We start from the raw sequence: 17,411 nt of genomic DNA on the forward strand, positions 1-17,411 counted from the left end.
TCGGGCTACTCATAATTCACAACTCACAATTCATCACGCTTAATACCCTGGATTTTGTTTATACAAACCGTTAGTGAAAGTAATTTCAGCTTGTGGAATCGGTAAATACTCATCTCTTCCTGCGGTAAATTTCGCTGTTGCCAAGTAAGTTCTTTTTGCTTTTTCTACATTGATGTAGGCATTCAAGGTTGGTTCTGCAATGCCCCAACGTACTAAATCAAAGAAACGTGAACCTTCTGTAGCAAACTCTAAACGACGCTCCCATTGCAAAGCTTTACGAGCAAAATCTTGTGTCCAACCTGTTGTTGAATATTGTTTTACATTGTATTTTGATGCAAAAGTGCCATCAACTTTTTTCAATCTACCAGTACTTTCTGAGGCTCTTTTTCTTACTTGATTGATTAATGCCAAAGCTCTGTCTTGCTGTCCTAATTCTATATACGCTTCTGCTTGAATCAATAAAATATCATCATAACGAAGAATATCGTAGTTTTTGGCAGTTCCCATAAATGGTCCTAGCTTGAAGTATGAACCGCTTGTTGCTAATTGTTGAAACCGCATCGAGTGGAAATTTCCATAAACACCCGCATCACGCACCCAGCTATTACTAAAAGGTTTTGTGTTATCATACTTGTATGGATGTCCGTCAATACCAACGGTATGGTCAAGGCGTGGGTCAACTGTTGCCGTTGACAAATCTACATTCCCCGTATTAAAAGTATCAAATTTTGGCAAACCATTTTCATCCGTTGTGTGTGCATTTACCAAGTTTTGGCTTGGTGCATGGAAACCGCAACAGCCATATTGTGGTGCACCGTGTGGGTAATTCAAGCCATCTTCAAAACTCAAACGACCAGCAGTTGTTCCATCATTGATTGTAAACTGAATCGCAAAGATTGATTCTGGGCCATTTTCAGTTTCAGGCACAAAATTTTCTGCAATATCATTACTCAAACTGTACTTTCCTGATGAAATCACAGCTTGTGTTAAATTCACTACTTCTTGCAATCTCGTTTTATTGATAGTCGTTACTTTATGATTACCGTCTTGCTCATAAGCTTGATACAATTTTAATTTTGCCAAATACGCTTGTGCCGCTACTTTGTTTGCTCTTCCAATTTCAGCTTGATTTACTGGTAAATTATCGACTGCAAATTGAAAGTCAGCCGCAATTTTATTCCAAGATTCATCATTGCTTAACGTATTTGATACTTTCAGAATATCTGCTTCAGTCGCTGTCTCGTCAAAAATTGGAATATTTTTGTACAAAAGCTTCATCGTAAAATAACTGTGTGCTCTCAAGAAACGTAATTCTGCCAGACGAATCTTTTTATTCGGAAAACTTGTTTCAGAAAGCGTATTTACAGCACGCAAAGCCACATTACATCTTGAAATTGACTTAAAAAGGTTTTGCCAAGTACGTGTTACAAACGAACCCATTGTTGGCGTAACCAAATTATAATGCTCTAAAGCATCAATTTCACCAACGTCGCCAGTACCGCCACCGCCTTTATAGGCATCGTCTGAACGAACACTTCCATAAACCCAATTGCTATAGATTGGACCAATCATGTCGCCATTACCTATTGCCGCATAAGCTGAAGTAACCAAGCCATCAATGGCTGTTGGAGACGTTAAATCTGAGGATGATAACACACCCGTTGGCGTGTATTCAAGGGTATCTTTACAAGCATTTAAAGTAAGTAAGCCTGTCACTAATATGAGGGAAAATATCTTCTTTTTCATTTTTTGAATCTGTTTTAAAAGCTGTCGGACTTCGGAAGCCAGCTTTCAGCTTTAAAATTTATACAACAACTACTTTTGAATAGTATTAATGCTAATCATTTATCAAGAAAAGCTGACATCCGATAGCTGAATGCCTAGAATGACGCATTAACACCAAATGTGAACGTTTGCGGAATTGGTACTGGACCAAGGTCTATGCGTTCTGGGTCTGGACTTTGGTAGCTACTGCTTTTAATCCAGAATAAGTTTTCAGCCATTACAAAGAAGCGAAGTCTTGAGAAAACCGTCTTTGTTGGAAGCGTATAACCCAATTGGACATTACGTAATTTGAAGTAAGAAGTATTTACCATGAAGTAATCAGAAGTACGTCCTTCGTTGTTGTTATCTTTCAAAGTCAAAGCTGGAACAGTTGTATTAGTGTTTTGAGGTGTCCAACCATTGAATACTCCTGGTCCAACATTTTCTCTACCTTTCATCAAGTTATTGAACAAAGTATAAACATCAAAACCTGTTCTACCTGCTACTCCTGAACCAAAAATGGCGATGTCAAAATTTTTGTAAGAAGCATCAATTCTTAAACCATATTCAAGTGCTGGAAGTGTTGTGCCAATCCAAGTTCTATCTAAATCGTCAATTCTTCCATCGCTATTAATATCTACGTAACGAATTCTACCCGGCCCAGCTCCTACTTGTGCAGGTGCAGCATCAACTTCTGCTTGCGATTGAAAAAGTCCGTTTGTTTTATATCCAAAAATATCAAATTGTGAATGTCCGATAATGGTATTAACCAAGTTTCCTGCATAAGCTGGACGAACATTTTCTGGTAAATCCGTGATTTTATCTCTGAAATGTGCAAAGTTTGCCGTTACGTTATACTTCAATCCATTTTCAATTTCTCCGTGATAACCCAATACAAATTCCCAACCTTTGTTAGATTTTGATGCACCGTTTACAGCTTTCGATTGTCCTTCGCCTAAAGCCGAAGCGACTGGAGGAGTAATTAAAATACCAGATGTTTTACGAGAAAAATAATCGAATGAACCAGAGATTTTATTGTTCAAGAAAGCAAAGTCAATCCCTGCGTTGATTTCTTCTGTACTTTCCCATTTCAAGGCAGAATTCGCTGCTTGTGTTTGTACAAAACCAGAAGGTAAAGTTCCAGTATTAGCACCCGACAAAGAGTATGCTGTACCAATATTCATATATTGCTCCCAGAAACCGCCTACTAATTGTGCTTGCGTAGTTCCATATCTTGTATCAAATAATCCAAAACGAGCTAAATCTCCGATTTGTTGGTTACCAACACGTCCTACTCCTACTCTTGCTTTTAATTCTGTGAACAATTTACTGTTTTTCATGAAATTCTCTTGGTCGAGTCTCCAACCAAAAGATGCCGCAGGGAAAATACCATATCGGTTATCTGTACCAAAACGAGAAGACCCATCACGGCGAATCGTCAATGCTAACAAATATTTATCTTCTAAATTATAATCCACACGACCAAACTGAGAGAACAAACGATGACCCGTTGAACCACCAGAAACCGTTGTATTTCCAGTACCAGCATTCAACGTAAAGTAATCTTCTGTTTGCAAAGCATAGCCTTCTTTTTTGGTAGTTTGGAAATCTAAATCTGTTTTGATGTATTCTGTTCCTACCAAAAATTTAAAGTGATGGTCTGTATTCAAATCCCAGTTATAACGTAAAGTATTCGACCAAGTAGTACTGATGAAATGGTTTTGGTCGAAAAGTAAGCTGTTTGTAGTACGGTTGAAAGCTCCTTCCGAGAACGTTGGCGTAATTACTTTGTTCAAATATCTTGAATCGTCTGCACCAATATTACTTTTGAAAAACAAGTTTTTAATTGGTTGAACTTCGATAAAAATATTTCCGAAAGTGCTCAAACGATTCGCATTGTTCCATTTTGCAATGTCTTGCATGTGCAATGGGTTATTTCTATCTGAATATCCACCACCAGAAGCACCCGCATAAGTAACACCATCTTTTTGATACACTGGAATAGTTGGTACAAGCGTAACCGCTAAACCTGTTGTACTAGCACCACCCAAATCGGTAGAAGTTAAAGTTTCATTTGAATTGGCAATACGCAAACTAAAACCAATTTTTAATTTATCATCAAAAGCACGAGTAATAGCATTGATACTTCCATTAATACGGTCATAATTGGTAAATTTCAACATCCCCGTGTTTTTCAATTGACCAAAGTTTACTTCAATGGAAGAAGTTTTATTTCCCGTTGAAATCGTAAAGTCATTTCTTGTTACAATACCTGTTTTGTACATTACATCTTGCCAATCTGTATCGCCAGCAGGAGTATTTGGGTCGCCACCAACGAATGGTTTTACCGAAACACCATTCAAAATTGGGTTAGTAAAGCTCTTATTCCAATCGAAACTATAGATTTCTCCATAACCAGCAGCAGGGTCTTGTCCGTCGTTTACTGAAGCTTGCCAAAGTGCTCTTCCTCTGTCAACAGCATTCAACATTTTAAAACGCATTGCTTTTTCTGACTGAACAGAAACGCTACTATTGAATTGGAATTCAACTTTTCCATTGGTATTTCCGCCATTTTTTGTCGTAACGATAATTACACCGTTAGAAGCTCTAGCACCATAAATTGATTCCGCAGAAGCATCTTTCAATACTTGTACTGATTCAATATTGGTAGGACTGATGTTTTGGAATACTTCTGGACGAGTAGTAGGAATTCCGTCGATGATATAAAGTGGGTCGTTATTTCCCAAAGTATTTGCTCCACGGATTAAGATTCGGCTATTTGAACCATTCGGAGAACCATCTTTTTCAATATACAAACCAGCCACACGACCTTGCAAAGATTGCATCGGGTTACCTGAACTGATATTTTTTAACGGTTTCATATCTACGACGGCAACTGCTCCTGTTAAATCTTGCTTTTTAGAAGAAGTATAACCTACTACTACAACTTCACTCAATTCCTTACCAGCAGTAAGTGAAATCACGATGTTGCTGAGTCCTTTAATTGAAACTTCTTTGCTGTTGTAACCTACGTAAGAAACTGATAATGAAGTAGCATTTTCTGGTACTGTTAAAGTAAAAGTACCATCGGCATTACTTGTAACGCCCTTTGAAGTGCCTGTGATGAGTACGTTTGCCCCAATAAGGACTTCGTTCGATTCCGCTGCGATTACCTTACCCGTTATCGTTCTTTGCTGAGCAAAGGCAAAATGAGTCGTAATAAACAGCATGATGATGCTGAGTAAAAAGTTTTTCATGTTGAAATTGTTTAATTAAAAAGGTTAATAAATATTTGAGAATGTGTTTAGTCGTGTTTCAATCATTGTTTTTACTTCTTCTTCCGTGATATGAGGTGTAGCTCCCTGATAAGTAGCCACCAACGAACCCATTGCACAGGCAAATTGTAAGCTTTCTGTAGGAGTATTATTGGCTAATAAATTCTTGAGCAAACCTGCTAAAAAGGCATCTCCACTACCAATGGTATCTTTTACGGTTACTGGAAAACCTTCGTTTTGGTAAAAAATATCGTCTTTCAGCAAAATTGCTCCATTTGCCCCAAGCGTTACGCAAAGTGTTTGAATATCAAATCGTTTGGCGATTGATTTCATTGCAGTTTCTAATGTTGTAGATTCTTCACACCAAGTAGCAATTTGAATGAGTTCTTGCTCATTCATTTTTACCATATTAGCAATTTTCAAATAGGAAAGAACAAGTTCAGGCGTGTAAAATGGTGTTCTGAGATTCACGTCAAATACTTTGAATTTGGCTTTTTCCAAAAGTGTATTCAAGGTTTGAGCCGTTTGCTCACTGCGTGCCGACAAACTCCCAAAAATGAATACATCTGAATTTTCAACAGCTTCAATCAAAGTATCATCAACTTGGATATAATCCCAAGCAACGGGATGCACAATTTTATACGTTACTTCGTTTTCATCACTTACATTGGCTTTTACAACGCCTGTTAAATGCGTTTTTCCATGTTGAATAAGCTCGGTTGACAAACCTTTTTCGATGATAAATTGTATCAATTCTTCCCCTAATTCATCATCACCAACACGGCTGATTACGCTTGGATTAAGTCCTAAATTTTTTAGTTGAACGGCTACATTCATGGGTGCTCCACCCGCTTGTTTACCTGTAGGAAGTATATCCCAGAGCATTTCACCAAAACAAATTATGGTTGGATTTATCATTTTTAATTGGTTTTAATGTTAAGGTTTTCTTTTAATGAAGTACTACTGCTCTTTCCATTCCTTCCAAAGAAGTACCTTTGGTTTCTGGCATTACTTTCCAGACGAATAATAATTGTAAAACCATCATCGAAGCGAAGAAAGTAAAAGTGATTCCGCCTCCAAAAGTTTCGGCGATGTATGGAAAAGTAAAGGTGATGATTGCCGCTAAAATCCAGTGCGTGAAACTGCCTAATGCTTGTCCGTAGGCACGTACTTCGTTCGGGAAAATTTCGGAGATAAATACCCAAATAACAGCACCTTGCGAGAAACCAAAGAAGGCAATAAAAATGAATAAATAGAAAGAAACATTGATGCCGATATTACCGCTAAAAAATGCCTGAGCAACCAAAACAAGCGAACCTATTAACCCTATTGAACCCCAAAACATTAATACCTTTCTACCAAATTTATCAATCAATGAAATTCCAACAAGTGTTGAAACAAGGTTAATTAAACCGATACCAGCCGATGATAAAAGGGCTGAATCTTTTCCTAAACCAGCCATTTCAAAAATGCGTGGTGCAAAGTAAATGATGGCGTTGATGCCTGACACTTGGTTAAAAAATGCGAATAAAACTGCCAACATAACGGGTTTGCTATACGCTGGCTTGAATAAATTGGTAAAGCTATTTGAAGAGTGATCTTTTGCTTGATTTTGAATCGCTTCAATTATGTCTTCAGCAGTGTTGGCATCAATGATCGCTAAGATTTTTCTGGCGGTATCTACAGCTCCTTTTTTCAAAATCAACCATCTCGGACTTTCAGGAATTATTAAAACCGTTACTAAAAATAATACTGATGGAAATGCTTGTACACCCAACATCCAACGCCAAGCGTTTTCTCCAATATCAACCAACAAGTAATTTGAAAGATATGCAATCAAAATTCCGAATACTACATTGAATTGGAACATCGCAACCAAACGACCTCTTTTGTGTGCAGGTGCAATTTCAGAAATATACATGGGTGCTACTACCGAAGAAACCCCAACGCCTAATCCGCCAAGAAATCTGAAAACCAAAAAGATACTCCAATTGGGTGCGTAAGCCGTTCCTAATGAAGAAAGTAAATAAAGAATAGCTACTAATAATAAGGTTGTTCTTCTTCCGTATTTTTCGGCTGGAATTCCACCAATTAAAGAGCCTAATACTGTTCCGATTAAAGCGATTGAAACCGTTACGCCGTGTTCAACTACACTTAAATTCCATAATTTTTGAAGTGTTTGTTCTACGCCTGAAATTACTGCGGTGTCGAATCCGAAGAGAAATCCTCCTAAAGCTGCGGATAATGCCCACAAGAATATTTTAATATTTTGATTCATGTTAACTTTTGGATAAGTTTTTGATAAACCAAAATTAACACTTCAATTAACAATTAGCTGTAAGTATTCTTTCAAAGAGTATTTAATTTGATACATTGTTTTAAAATACTGTAAATCAATCTATTGTTTATCTTTTCAATAATTGAATCATTGAATTTGATACAGCATTTTAAAAAATGTTACATCAAGAATTTCGCCATTCTGAGGGTGTTTGATTGGTCTTTTGTTTAAAGAAAGTAGTGAAATAACTTGGGTTGTTAAAGCCTGTTTCATAAGCAACTTCGGCAATGGTTTTATCGGTTTCTTTTAATAATGCTTTGGCTTTTAGTAATTTAAAATCAGCGATATAATCGGTTACATTTTTATTCGTCAGAGCAGAAATCTTACGGAATAATTGTACTCTCGACATTCCCAATTCTTTACTTAGTTTCTCGACCGACAGTGAGCTATCGTTCAGATTTTTTTCAATCAGCAATTCAAATTCTACTAAAAATTTACGTTCTGTTTTTTGAATCTGACTTGGATTAGTGATTTCGCTCGAAAAACGGCGACGCATTCTGTCACGGTTTTCTAAAAGTCCTTTTATTTTCTCTTCTAATAATTGCTGATTAAACGGTTTTGAAATATAAGCATCTGCACCAGCTTTTGCTCCTTCAATTTGGCTTTCTAATTGTCCTTTGGCAGTCAGTAAAATCACCGGAATGTGTGAAGTACGGAAATCATTTTTGATTTTTTGCGTCAACGAAAAACCATCCATTGCTGGTAGCATTACATCACTGATGATTAAATCTGGAATATTATTCAGAATTTCTTCCCAACCTTTTTCAGCACTTTCAACAGGAACAGTATTGTAAGCTATTCTCAATTTTTGGGTCAAGAATTGGTTTAAATCTTGATTATCCTCAATCAATACAATCGTATTTTCATGAACGACTGAATTATTTACGAGTATTGGCGTGATGGCTTCAACGCTTTCACGCAAGTATGGATTTTCTTTAATAGGCTCTTTTTCATACATTTGACCTTCAACATAGGGTAAAATAATTTTAAAAGTTGTTCCTTTCCCTTTTTCAGATTCTACTTCTATATCACCTTGATGAAGCGAAACAAATTCACGAGAAAGTGCCAAGCCCAAACCTGTTCCCAAAGAAATATTTTGGTTGCCACGATAAAATAAATCGAAAGCTCGCTCTTTTTCTTCTTTACTCATCCCGATGCCATTATCCGAAATCAAAATCTCTATTTTTTCAATATTTTTTAAGAGTGAAACATGGATTAAACCGCCTACAGGCGTGTATTTGAAGGCATTTGAAATAATATTGAAGAGTACTTTATCCAATTTTTCAGCATCAAAACCGAATGGCATTTGTGCAAATGGACAAATAAATTGTAAGTCGATATGCTGTGTTTTGGCTTTTACATTAAAATCTGAAACGATGTCTTTCACAAAAGCTACCAAATCTTGCTGAGTAACTTCCAATTCCATTTTACCAGCATCAACTTTTCTTAATTCCAGCAGTTGGTCAACCAAACGGAGTAATCTATTGGCATTTTTATAAATTAATTGAAGTGCATTTTTGGTTTCTTTTGCATCAACCGATTTACGATGTAAAATATCTTCCGTAGGCGTTAAAATCAAACTCAAAGGCGTGCGAAATTCGTGTGAAATATAAGAGTAAAATCGTAATTTATCTTCTGTGGCTTGTCGGGCAAGTTGTGAAATTCGCTCTATTTCATCTTTTTGCTCTAAAATCGCACGATTCTGATTTCCCAAAATTTGGTTAGATTTCTGTTTTTCTCGTAAAAGATAGAACAAAATTCCTCCAAGAGAAATCACAACTAACAAAAAAATTATCGTTAAGTAAAGCGTATTTTGTTGCGTTGAAAAGATACGAGTAAGCTCTTTTATTTTACTTGCTTGTCGTTTAATATCATCTTGTTGCTCTTTTATTTTTTGGTATTGAGCCAACATAATGCCTACATTTTCGGCATTGATGATGGTTGTAAATAATTGATTTTCCTTTTCAAAAGGTTGTTTATTCAAAATTTTAACCGCCGTTTTGATGGCTTCTTCTCCGCCCGTAGGATACAAAATAGTAGCCGAAATAATGCCTTTACTCACCAAATCAATCCCTTGGTTTGCTCCATACAAACCATCAACACCAATGATTTTTTTGTTCAAACCCAAACTTTTACAAACGTTTGCAATGGCATGAGCTAATCTATCATTGTGTGCATAAATCAAATCTACTTTAGGATGCTGACTCAGAAAAGAACGAATTTCTTCTTGTAAATACTGTGGTTGTCTCGCTGAGAAAAGCGATTTTAGCAATTTTAATTGAGGATTTTTATTAATTACTTTCAGAAAACCTTGATGTCTGTCTATCGTCGGAGAGGTTTTTGCTCCTTCGCCTACTTCAAAAATTGTTCCTTGTCCTTTCAGGATGATGTTTGCGTATATCCCAGCATTTTGTCCGATAAGTTGGTTATCAGCACCCACAAAAGCCGTATATTTTTCAGAAGTAGTTTTTCGGTCAACAATCACCACAGGAATGCCTGCATCGAATGCTTTTTCAATAATAGCCGTTAACGGTTTGGCCTCATTGGGTGTAACGATGATTAAATCTACTTTATCTTCTATAAATTGCTGAATTTGAGCAATTTGTTTAGTACTATTACTGTTTGCATTGGCGATAGTCATCCCAATATTATTATGAAAAGTCAATTCGCTTTCCATTCCTTCTACCATTGTTTTTCGCCAATTATCGTTCATGGTACATTGTGCAAAACCAATTTGAAAGGTCTTTTTCTCCGACTTATCGCAAGCGTACAACATCAAGATGAGCAATAGTGCTACAAATATTTGATAGATTTTTCTCATCTGTATTGAGTTATGAAAGGGTATTAATTTTGAGTTTTGTTTCAATAAAAGTGTAAAAATACGAAAGCTTTAAAAACAAGAAAAAGATAAACTGCTGGATTAAAACCCAACAGTTTACCTAATTAATCTTTATTAAATAAACAGATTTGTTTTATGAATTAAAGTGATGTATATGAGTATTTTATATTCATCACTCACAATTCACAACTCTTAATATATTAATTGTACTCAATATTGACGGTATATTACTTCCAGCTACTTTTCAAATTCCAGACATTTAGCGTATTTACTTTGAAATTTTTCTCTGAAGTATTGATTTTCATTTTTGTATAATCTTCATTCGGAAAGAAAATCTCTGTAACAACTGTTTCGCCATTATCCGCAAATAACTCGGCTGAAGATACGTCGAAATAAATATGTAACTTAACAATTTTGTCGGTAGATAATCTTGGTGCAAGATGGATTTTCTGAGCAAAAGTGTCAGAAAAGTCTATTTTCCCTGATTTCGTTCTATCGCTATAGAAAGTATTATTTTCACTATCGTAACCAATGATGTATTTTTCACCTTTGCTGTTTGATACTTCTACTTCAACTTTCCCTTTTTCTGGCTTTTCAAAAGATAATTCTAGTTCGGATAACGTTGGCTTAAAGTTTAGTTTGGGTGTAATGTCTAAAGAACCTGAAACGTTTAGGTTACTCAATTGTAAAGCTTTTTTAGCAGGATTTCTCAAAGCTTTAAGTTCCTTTACAGGATTAACGGATACTCTATATCCCTCATTAGTTGCTTTCAAGTTTAATACTCTTGGCAATGTAGCGGCACTTCTCCATACTCCAGTTGGAACAATGTTGGCATATTGCCAGTTGCTCATCCAACCGATTAAAATTCTTCTTCCATCGGCTTTTGGAATATCCGACCACGTTACACCAGCGTAATTATCTTTACCATAATCTAACCAAAGTCCGTTTCCGTTTTTTACATAAGGTTTAAGGGCTTCGTCGAGAATAAATGTTTTTCCATCAAAATCTCCGACAAAATATTGTGTTCCTGATCCACCATTTGGCCCGCCCGGATTAATATTTACGATTAAAACCCATTTGATGACATTACCATCTTTCAATGGAAACATATCTGCACATTCCCAAACACCACCGTGATTACCCCATTCTTTTCCAAAATTTCCTGTATTTTCCCAATCTTTCAAGTTTTTAGAAACCCAAAATTCATGATGATCTTGTACTGCAAGTGACATTACCCATTGCTTATGGGCTTCGTCCCAAATTACTTTTGGGTCTCTAAAATCACGTGTACCTGTATTTTTTACAACAGGATTTCCAGCATATTTTGTCCAAGTACGTCCTTTATCGTTACTGTAAGCAATCCCTTGATTTTCAAAATCACTTCTACCTGCCTTTTCACCTTCCATGTTGTGATAAGTAAATATTGCGATTAAAGGAGGCTGGTTATTTTTACCAAATCCGCTGGTATTCTTCCAGTCCACCACGGCACTTCCTGAAAAAATATAGCCTAAACTATCAGGATAAAGTGCAATGGGTAGATTTTTCCAATGTGTTAAATTTTTACTAACGGCATGTCCCCAGTGCATTGGCCCCCAAACGGTTTTGTCTGGATAATGTTGGTAGAATAAATGGTATTCTCCTTGATAAAAAAACATTCCATTGGGGTCATTCATCCAGCCTTTTGCAGGAGAAAAATGAAATTGTGGTCTATGAGGCTCTTGATACAATTTTGAAGTTTTATACTGCCCAAAGCTATCTGTTTTTAGAAGAAGTACTAAAGCAATGCAAAGCAGACTTATAAATTTCGTCATTTTGAGGTAAATCATTTTTTCATCATTTTAATAGTGAGTGAATGCCAAAGCTTGCCTTTGTGCTTTTCCATGGTTCAAAATTACTGGTAGATGATTTTTCAATGATGTACTAATCTTTCCAAAAACTTCAATTTTGATACAAGTGCTAAACATCTGTTTTATAGACAATTAAGCTTAAATTATAAAATTAAATTATTAATTATGTTACCTAAATTCAAATAATGATACATATAGGAAACTTTAGAAAATAAAAACGGAGCTTTTTGTTATGCAAGAGCTTTCGGTTGTACTTCATAAGGGAATTTCAAGGTAAATGATGTGCCTTTTCCTTCATGACTTTCAAAAGAAATATGTCCGCCTAAAATATTGGTAAACTCTTTAGTGATGGTCAGTCCTAGACCTGTTCCTTCAATATGCAATACATTATTTGCTCTAAAAAACAGTTCAAATAAATGTTCCTGATCTGCCCTCGGAATCCCAATGCCATAATCGGTAATGATGAGTTTAAAAGTATCAGGCTCAAACACTAATTCTAAACTAGGGTTTTTAGCATTTGGGGAATATTTGAAAGCATTGTTCACCAAATTACTGATGATATGATTCAGGAATGAAGTATTGGAAGTAATCAACCTATGTTTTTCTGGCAATATTAAATTTAAGCTTCTACCGTCTTTTCGGTCGATATAATATTGATTATTTACCTGATGAATTAGCTGAATAATATCTATACTTTCAATACTATATTCTTCACGATTAACACTATTTTTTTCCAATAAGAGAATATCTCTTAACATTTCTGTAAGACGATTCGACTGAAACATTATTTTGTCTAAATGTACTGTAGCTTTTTCTTTCAGCGTTTCATTTTCAATCATTTTCACATAAATATCCAAAATATCAATACTACTTACGATAGTAGCAATGGGAGTTCTGAATTCATGAGAAGCAAGTGCTGTGAAACGATTTTTTATGATGTTCATTTCTCGCTCTTTTTCCAAAGAAAGTTCTAGTGCTTTCAATTGTCTTTGAGCTTCTTCTGCCAACTTTTTTTCTGTAACGTCTCTTTCGATAGAAATCCAATGAGTGAACCAGCCTGTTTCATCTGCAACAGGAATTACTGTGAAATTTATCCAAAATTCCTCTCCATTTTTTTTATAATTGATGGTGGTGATTTCACAAATTTCCCAATTACGCAAGGCTCTGCCAAGTCGAGCTAATTCTGCTCTATCAGATTTAGGCCCTTGTAAAATTCTTGGTGTTTTTCCGATTATTTCTTCGGAAGTATAGCCAGTCATGCTGGTAAAAGCTTCGTTTACATATAAAATTCTTGGCCCGGGTTCATCAAAAGGTTCTGCTTCGGTAATCAATACCGCATCATTTGTATTAACCACCACAGATTCTAACAATTTCAATTGGCGTTCTCTCTCTTTTTGTAAAGTAATATCCTGAATCGCACCTACCATTCTAATGCCCTTTCCTTGCTCGTTTCTGATGAGGAAACCTTTATCAATTACATGAGCGTATTTTCCATCAGCTTTTTGGAAACGATATTCGTCATACCAATTATTACCTGTTCCCTCAATAGAAAGGTTGATACTTTTAATGACTCTCTCTTTATCATCAGGATGAAGGTAGCAAGCCCAAGATTCAAAAATAGTAGTAGGAGGTTCGTGTCTGTGTCCAAACATATTAAAATAACCTTCTCCCCAAAGAATCGTATTATTTTCTAAGTCCAAATCCCATATAGCATCTGAAGTTGCCTTAGAAGCAAATTGGTATCTTTCATTACTTGCAACCACAGATTTTTGAGCTTCCACTATGTCTGTAACATCTACTACTGTTGAAATCATCAAGTTTTGCTCGTAAATCGGAATATTCTTAGCATTTACAATGCGTTTTTTACCTGTTTTAGTAGTAATGGTTATTCCTTCCCAACTCATTCTACGTTCATCTCCACTTAAAATATCCGCCATAATGCGTTCGCTTATTTCTTTTCGATAAGCTTCATCAGGGTATATTTTATCAAAAAAAGTAGTGACGTCTAAAATATCTTCATTTGTCCAGCCATAAATTTCACTAAATTTTTTGTTCATCAAAGTGGCTGTTCCTTCGTTTATTTTATTCACTGAGATACCTATCGGTAAATTCTCTAGAGCAGTTTCAATAAAATCATTCCGTTCTTTTAGCACAATCTGACTGTTTTTTTGCTCAGTAACATCTTGAACGGTTCCTTCTAAAAAAAATGACTGCTCATTTTCATCATAAATTAGTTTTCCGATTTCATGAATCCATTTAAATGAACCATCTGGTAAAATAATGCGAAATTCTATATCAATGTCTTTTCCGCCTTCAAACGAAATGGCGTGTTGCATGATGTAATTTTCTCTGTCTTTCTCTTGTAAAGTAAGTAAGAATGATTCATAGTCAAGATTAAATGATTGTTTTGAAAGTCCCCAAATAACATATACTTCATCCGACCAATACAAGTTTTTTTCTTGAATATTTACTTGCCAATAACCTAATTTGGCAATATTGGTGGCTGTACGTAATTTTATTTCATTATCTCTTAATTCTTGTAAAACTTTTTCTTTTTCAGTAACGTCATTTATTTGGACTAACACTACTCGTCTTCCTTGATAGTCCATCAAGTGTCCAAGTCCTTCTATTTTAATGATTTCTCCATTTTTCTTTTGATGGATTCGTAATTTTTTATGTAGTTTCTCGTAATTTTCTTCACTATGAGCTAGTTCAAATACCTCAGGAATTTCTGATTTTGGTCTTAAATCTAAGATGGAAAGTCTCAAAAATTCTTCCCGAGTATAGCCATATTTATTGTGTGCTACTTCGTTACAATCTACAATTTCTAGGGTTTTAAAATCCCAAATAAACATCGGAGCGGGATTGTTCTCGAAAAGATATTTATATTGTTCTACTGATTTAGTTAAGGCTAATTCATTATTTTTTTTCTCGGTAGCGTCTTTAGCAACACAGTAATAGCGTTCGTCAACTTCATCCCAAGTACTCGACCAAGTGATTGGCACTTCCTTTCCTTCTTTATGAATATATCTATTCTGAAAATTGGTTGTTCCAATTCCACTTTTTATTTGGTTTTCTCTAGCAATGGTTATTCTACGATCATCTGGGAGTACATAATTGATAAACTTTTTACCAATTAATTCTTCTGGTTTGTAACCCAAAATTTTATACGAAGCTTCACTTACTTGTACGAATCGTCCTTCTATATCAATAGTACAAATCATATCCAAAGACGATTGCATGATTTTATGAAGCTCTTCTTTGGTTTTTTGTAATGAAATGTGTTGAAGTTTTTCGGCTGTAACGTCTTGAAAAACACCGAATATTTTTATGGGATTTCCCTCATCATCATTAATGGTAATTGCCCTAGAAATAATGTGTTTGATATGCTGATCTTTGGTGACAAACCTTTTCTCAATTTTATATTCCTTTCCTGTTTTCAGCGTATTTTCTAAGGCTTCAATAGCCATTGCTCTGTCGTCAGGATGAATAACGGAAAGTCCTTTTTCAAAATCTACTTCAAATGCGTTAGGCTCGTATCCACAAATTCTATAGACACCATCCGACCATTGAACTCGGTTTGTTTTTAAATCATATTCCCAAGTACCAAACTCAGAAATTATCTCGGCTTGTTTAAGAAGTTCATCGTTCTTAGCAATGCTATCATTAACTTTTTCTAATTGGTTTTTAAGTAAAACTTGTTCATTAACATTCACTAGCGACTGCATAATAATACTTATCTGCCCATCAACTACTATAGGTGTATGTGTTACTTCCCAATATTGTGCCTCATCTGGAAGTATTCCAAAAGCTAAAACAGGAATTACTTGTAGCGTTTTTTCCTGAATTACTTTTTCTAATGAAAAACGAAGTGCTGTCTGTGAATCTGGTAATATTGATGCAATTTCAAAAAAACTTTTTCCAATTAAATCAACATTATCTAAAGCACAAATTTTTAAATAAGCGTCGTTGATGTCGATGATTTTAAAGTCTTCTTCATCCTGTGATAATAATAAGCAAGGCGAAGGAAGTACTTTAAAAACTTTGTTTGGAAATGCTGGATTCATGTTGATGAAATGTTAAATAATCTAATAAGCTTCTGGGTTTTTCTTTAGAGAGATACCACCAATTTTAGCCCACTTAATGAGGATTTCTACTTTAAAGTACTTTACATCCAAATGTACGTGATTGTTTTGTAAAATCTTAATAGAAGAAATGCCTAAGATTGATTTCCCTCAATAAGGTATTTCAAGGGAAATTACAGAAACAAATCTTTATTGAATTAAATATATAATTGAAATTATCTATACCAGCTTTGAATTTGGAAAAGAAGAGTACATAGAAGATAGAAAAACACTCAGCAACAGCGAATTCCATAGCAGAATTGTCTTTAAAAATATTCTATTCTTTCCCAAAATTCAAAGATGATTTGCAGTATCGACAGTATTTTGTAATTTTGTCTATAGTTTTTATAGATTTTATATACTTACAGATGTCATCAAATAAAAACTACAGGTTTAATTTTTAATATTTTTTAGCTATTTTTTGTCAATCAAAAGCAATGAGCTTGCGAAAAAATTTATAATTTGACTTTTTTTTGTTTTTTTATTAAAAATCAGTTTCAATTATACATTTTCCGAGAAAAATATCAATCCTAAATAAGATGTTTGTAGTTTTATGATTCAGATTGAAAATCCTTATATTTTTTGTAAATTCATGGAATCAAGCTTGAAAAAACCATAACCCTAAAGCAATAAATAAAACGATATTACATACTGACCAAGAATTATTTGCTTTGATACAGCAAGGTGATACTTTAGCTTTTGATGAAATTTATGAAAAGTATTGGGCTAAATTATATGCTTTTGCCTACAATCGTTTGCGTGAAAAAGAAGCTTGCGAAGAAATCATCCAAGATATTTTTGTTTCACTTTGGTCGAATCGTGAAAATCTTCAAATTACCAGTTCCCTTTCTGGCTATCTTTTCCAAGCAGTAAAGTACCAAATGTTGAATTTTATGAAATCAACACAAGTACGAAACAGCTATATTGATAGTTTTAATCATTTCAGAGATGCCCTTTTTGATGATTCTACCAACGAACAAATGGCATTGAATGATTTGAAAATGATGCTAGAAAAAAGCATAGAAGAGCTTCCAGAAAAATGTCAAGAAGTATTTCGGCTTAGTAGAATTCATCATTTAAGTATCCAAGAAATTGCACTTCAATTAAACATTTCTCATAAAACTGTCGAAAATCATCTTACAAAAGCCCTTAAACATCTTCGTAGTTCCTTAGGCGATTTTCTAGTTTTCAGCATCTTTTTTGAATTTTTTATCCACTAAAAAA

General features: G+C 34.9%; 8 protein-coding genes. 1 reads left to right on the top strand and 7 read right to left on the bottom strand.

The window, feature by feature from the left end; translation table 11 throughout:
- Window positions 1-39 precede the first annotated feature (39 nt).
- From HNP25_RS14985 to HNP25_RS15015, 7 genes are all read right to left on the bottom strand, one after another.
- Entirely contained in the window at window positions 40-1,746 is a 1,707-nt protein-coding gene (locus HNP25_RS14985) for a RagB/SusD family nutrient uptake outer membrane protein (protein WP_184135381.1), read from the bottom strand.
- Between the two features lie 134 nt (window positions 1,747-1,880).
- A complete protein-coding gene (locus HNP25_RS14990) occupies window positions 1,881-5,021 on the bottom strand; it encodes a SusC/RagA family TonB-linked outer membrane protein (RefSeq protein ID WP_184135383.1) in 3,141 nt (1,046 codons plus the stop codon).
- 24 nt (window positions 5,022-5,045) lie between these two features.
- Window positions 5,046-5,957, bottom strand: a complete 912-nt coding sequence (locus HNP25_RS14995; RefSeq protein ID WP_229202881.1) for a carbohydrate kinase family protein — start codon at window positions 5,955-5,957, stop codon at window positions 5,046-5,048.
- Between the two features lie 31 nt (window positions 5,958-5,988).
- Window positions 5,989-7,317, bottom strand: coding sequence for a sugar porter family MFS transporter (locus HNP25_RS15000; RefSeq protein ID WP_184135384.1), 1,329 nt, complete (start codon window positions 7,315-7,317; stop codon window positions 5,989-5,991).
- 184 nt (window positions 7,318-7,501) lie between these two features.
- On the bottom strand, window positions 7,502-10,198 hold the full coding sequence (locus tag HNP25_RS15005; RefSeq protein WP_184135386.1) for a substrate-binding domain-containing protein: 2,697 nt from the start codon (window positions 10,196-10,198) through the stop codon (window positions 7,502-7,504).
- A gap of 245 nt (window positions 10,199-10,443) precedes the next feature.
- Window positions 10,444-12,027: a glycoside hydrolase family 32 protein gene (locus tag HNP25_RS15010; protein ID WP_184135388.1), complete on the bottom strand. Its 1,584-nt coding sequence runs from the start codon at window positions 12,025-12,027 to the stop codon at window positions 10,444-10,446.
- A gap of 266 nt (window positions 12,028-12,293) precedes the next feature.
- The gene (locus HNP25_RS15015; RefSeq protein ID WP_184135389.1) at window positions 12,294-16,130 is read right to left on the bottom strand and encodes a sensor histidine kinase; all 3,837 of its coding nucleotides are present in this window, start codon (window positions 16,128-16,130) and stop codon (window positions 12,294-12,296) included.
- A gap of 728 nt (window positions 16,131-16,858) precedes the next feature.
- Between HNP25_RS15015 and HNP25_RS15020 the strand changes: the two genes are divergently transcribed.
- Window positions 16,859-17,407, top strand: a complete 549-nt coding sequence (locus tag HNP25_RS15020) for an RNA polymerase sigma-70 factor (protein WP_184135391.1) — start codon at window positions 16,859-16,861, stop codon at window positions 17,405-17,407.
- Window positions 17,408-17,411 lie beyond the last annotated feature (4 nt).

Source organism: Arcicella rosea, assembly GCF_014204325.1.
GTDB lineage: Bacteria > Bacteroidota > Bacteroidia > Cytophagales > Spirosomataceae > Arcicella > Arcicella rosea_A.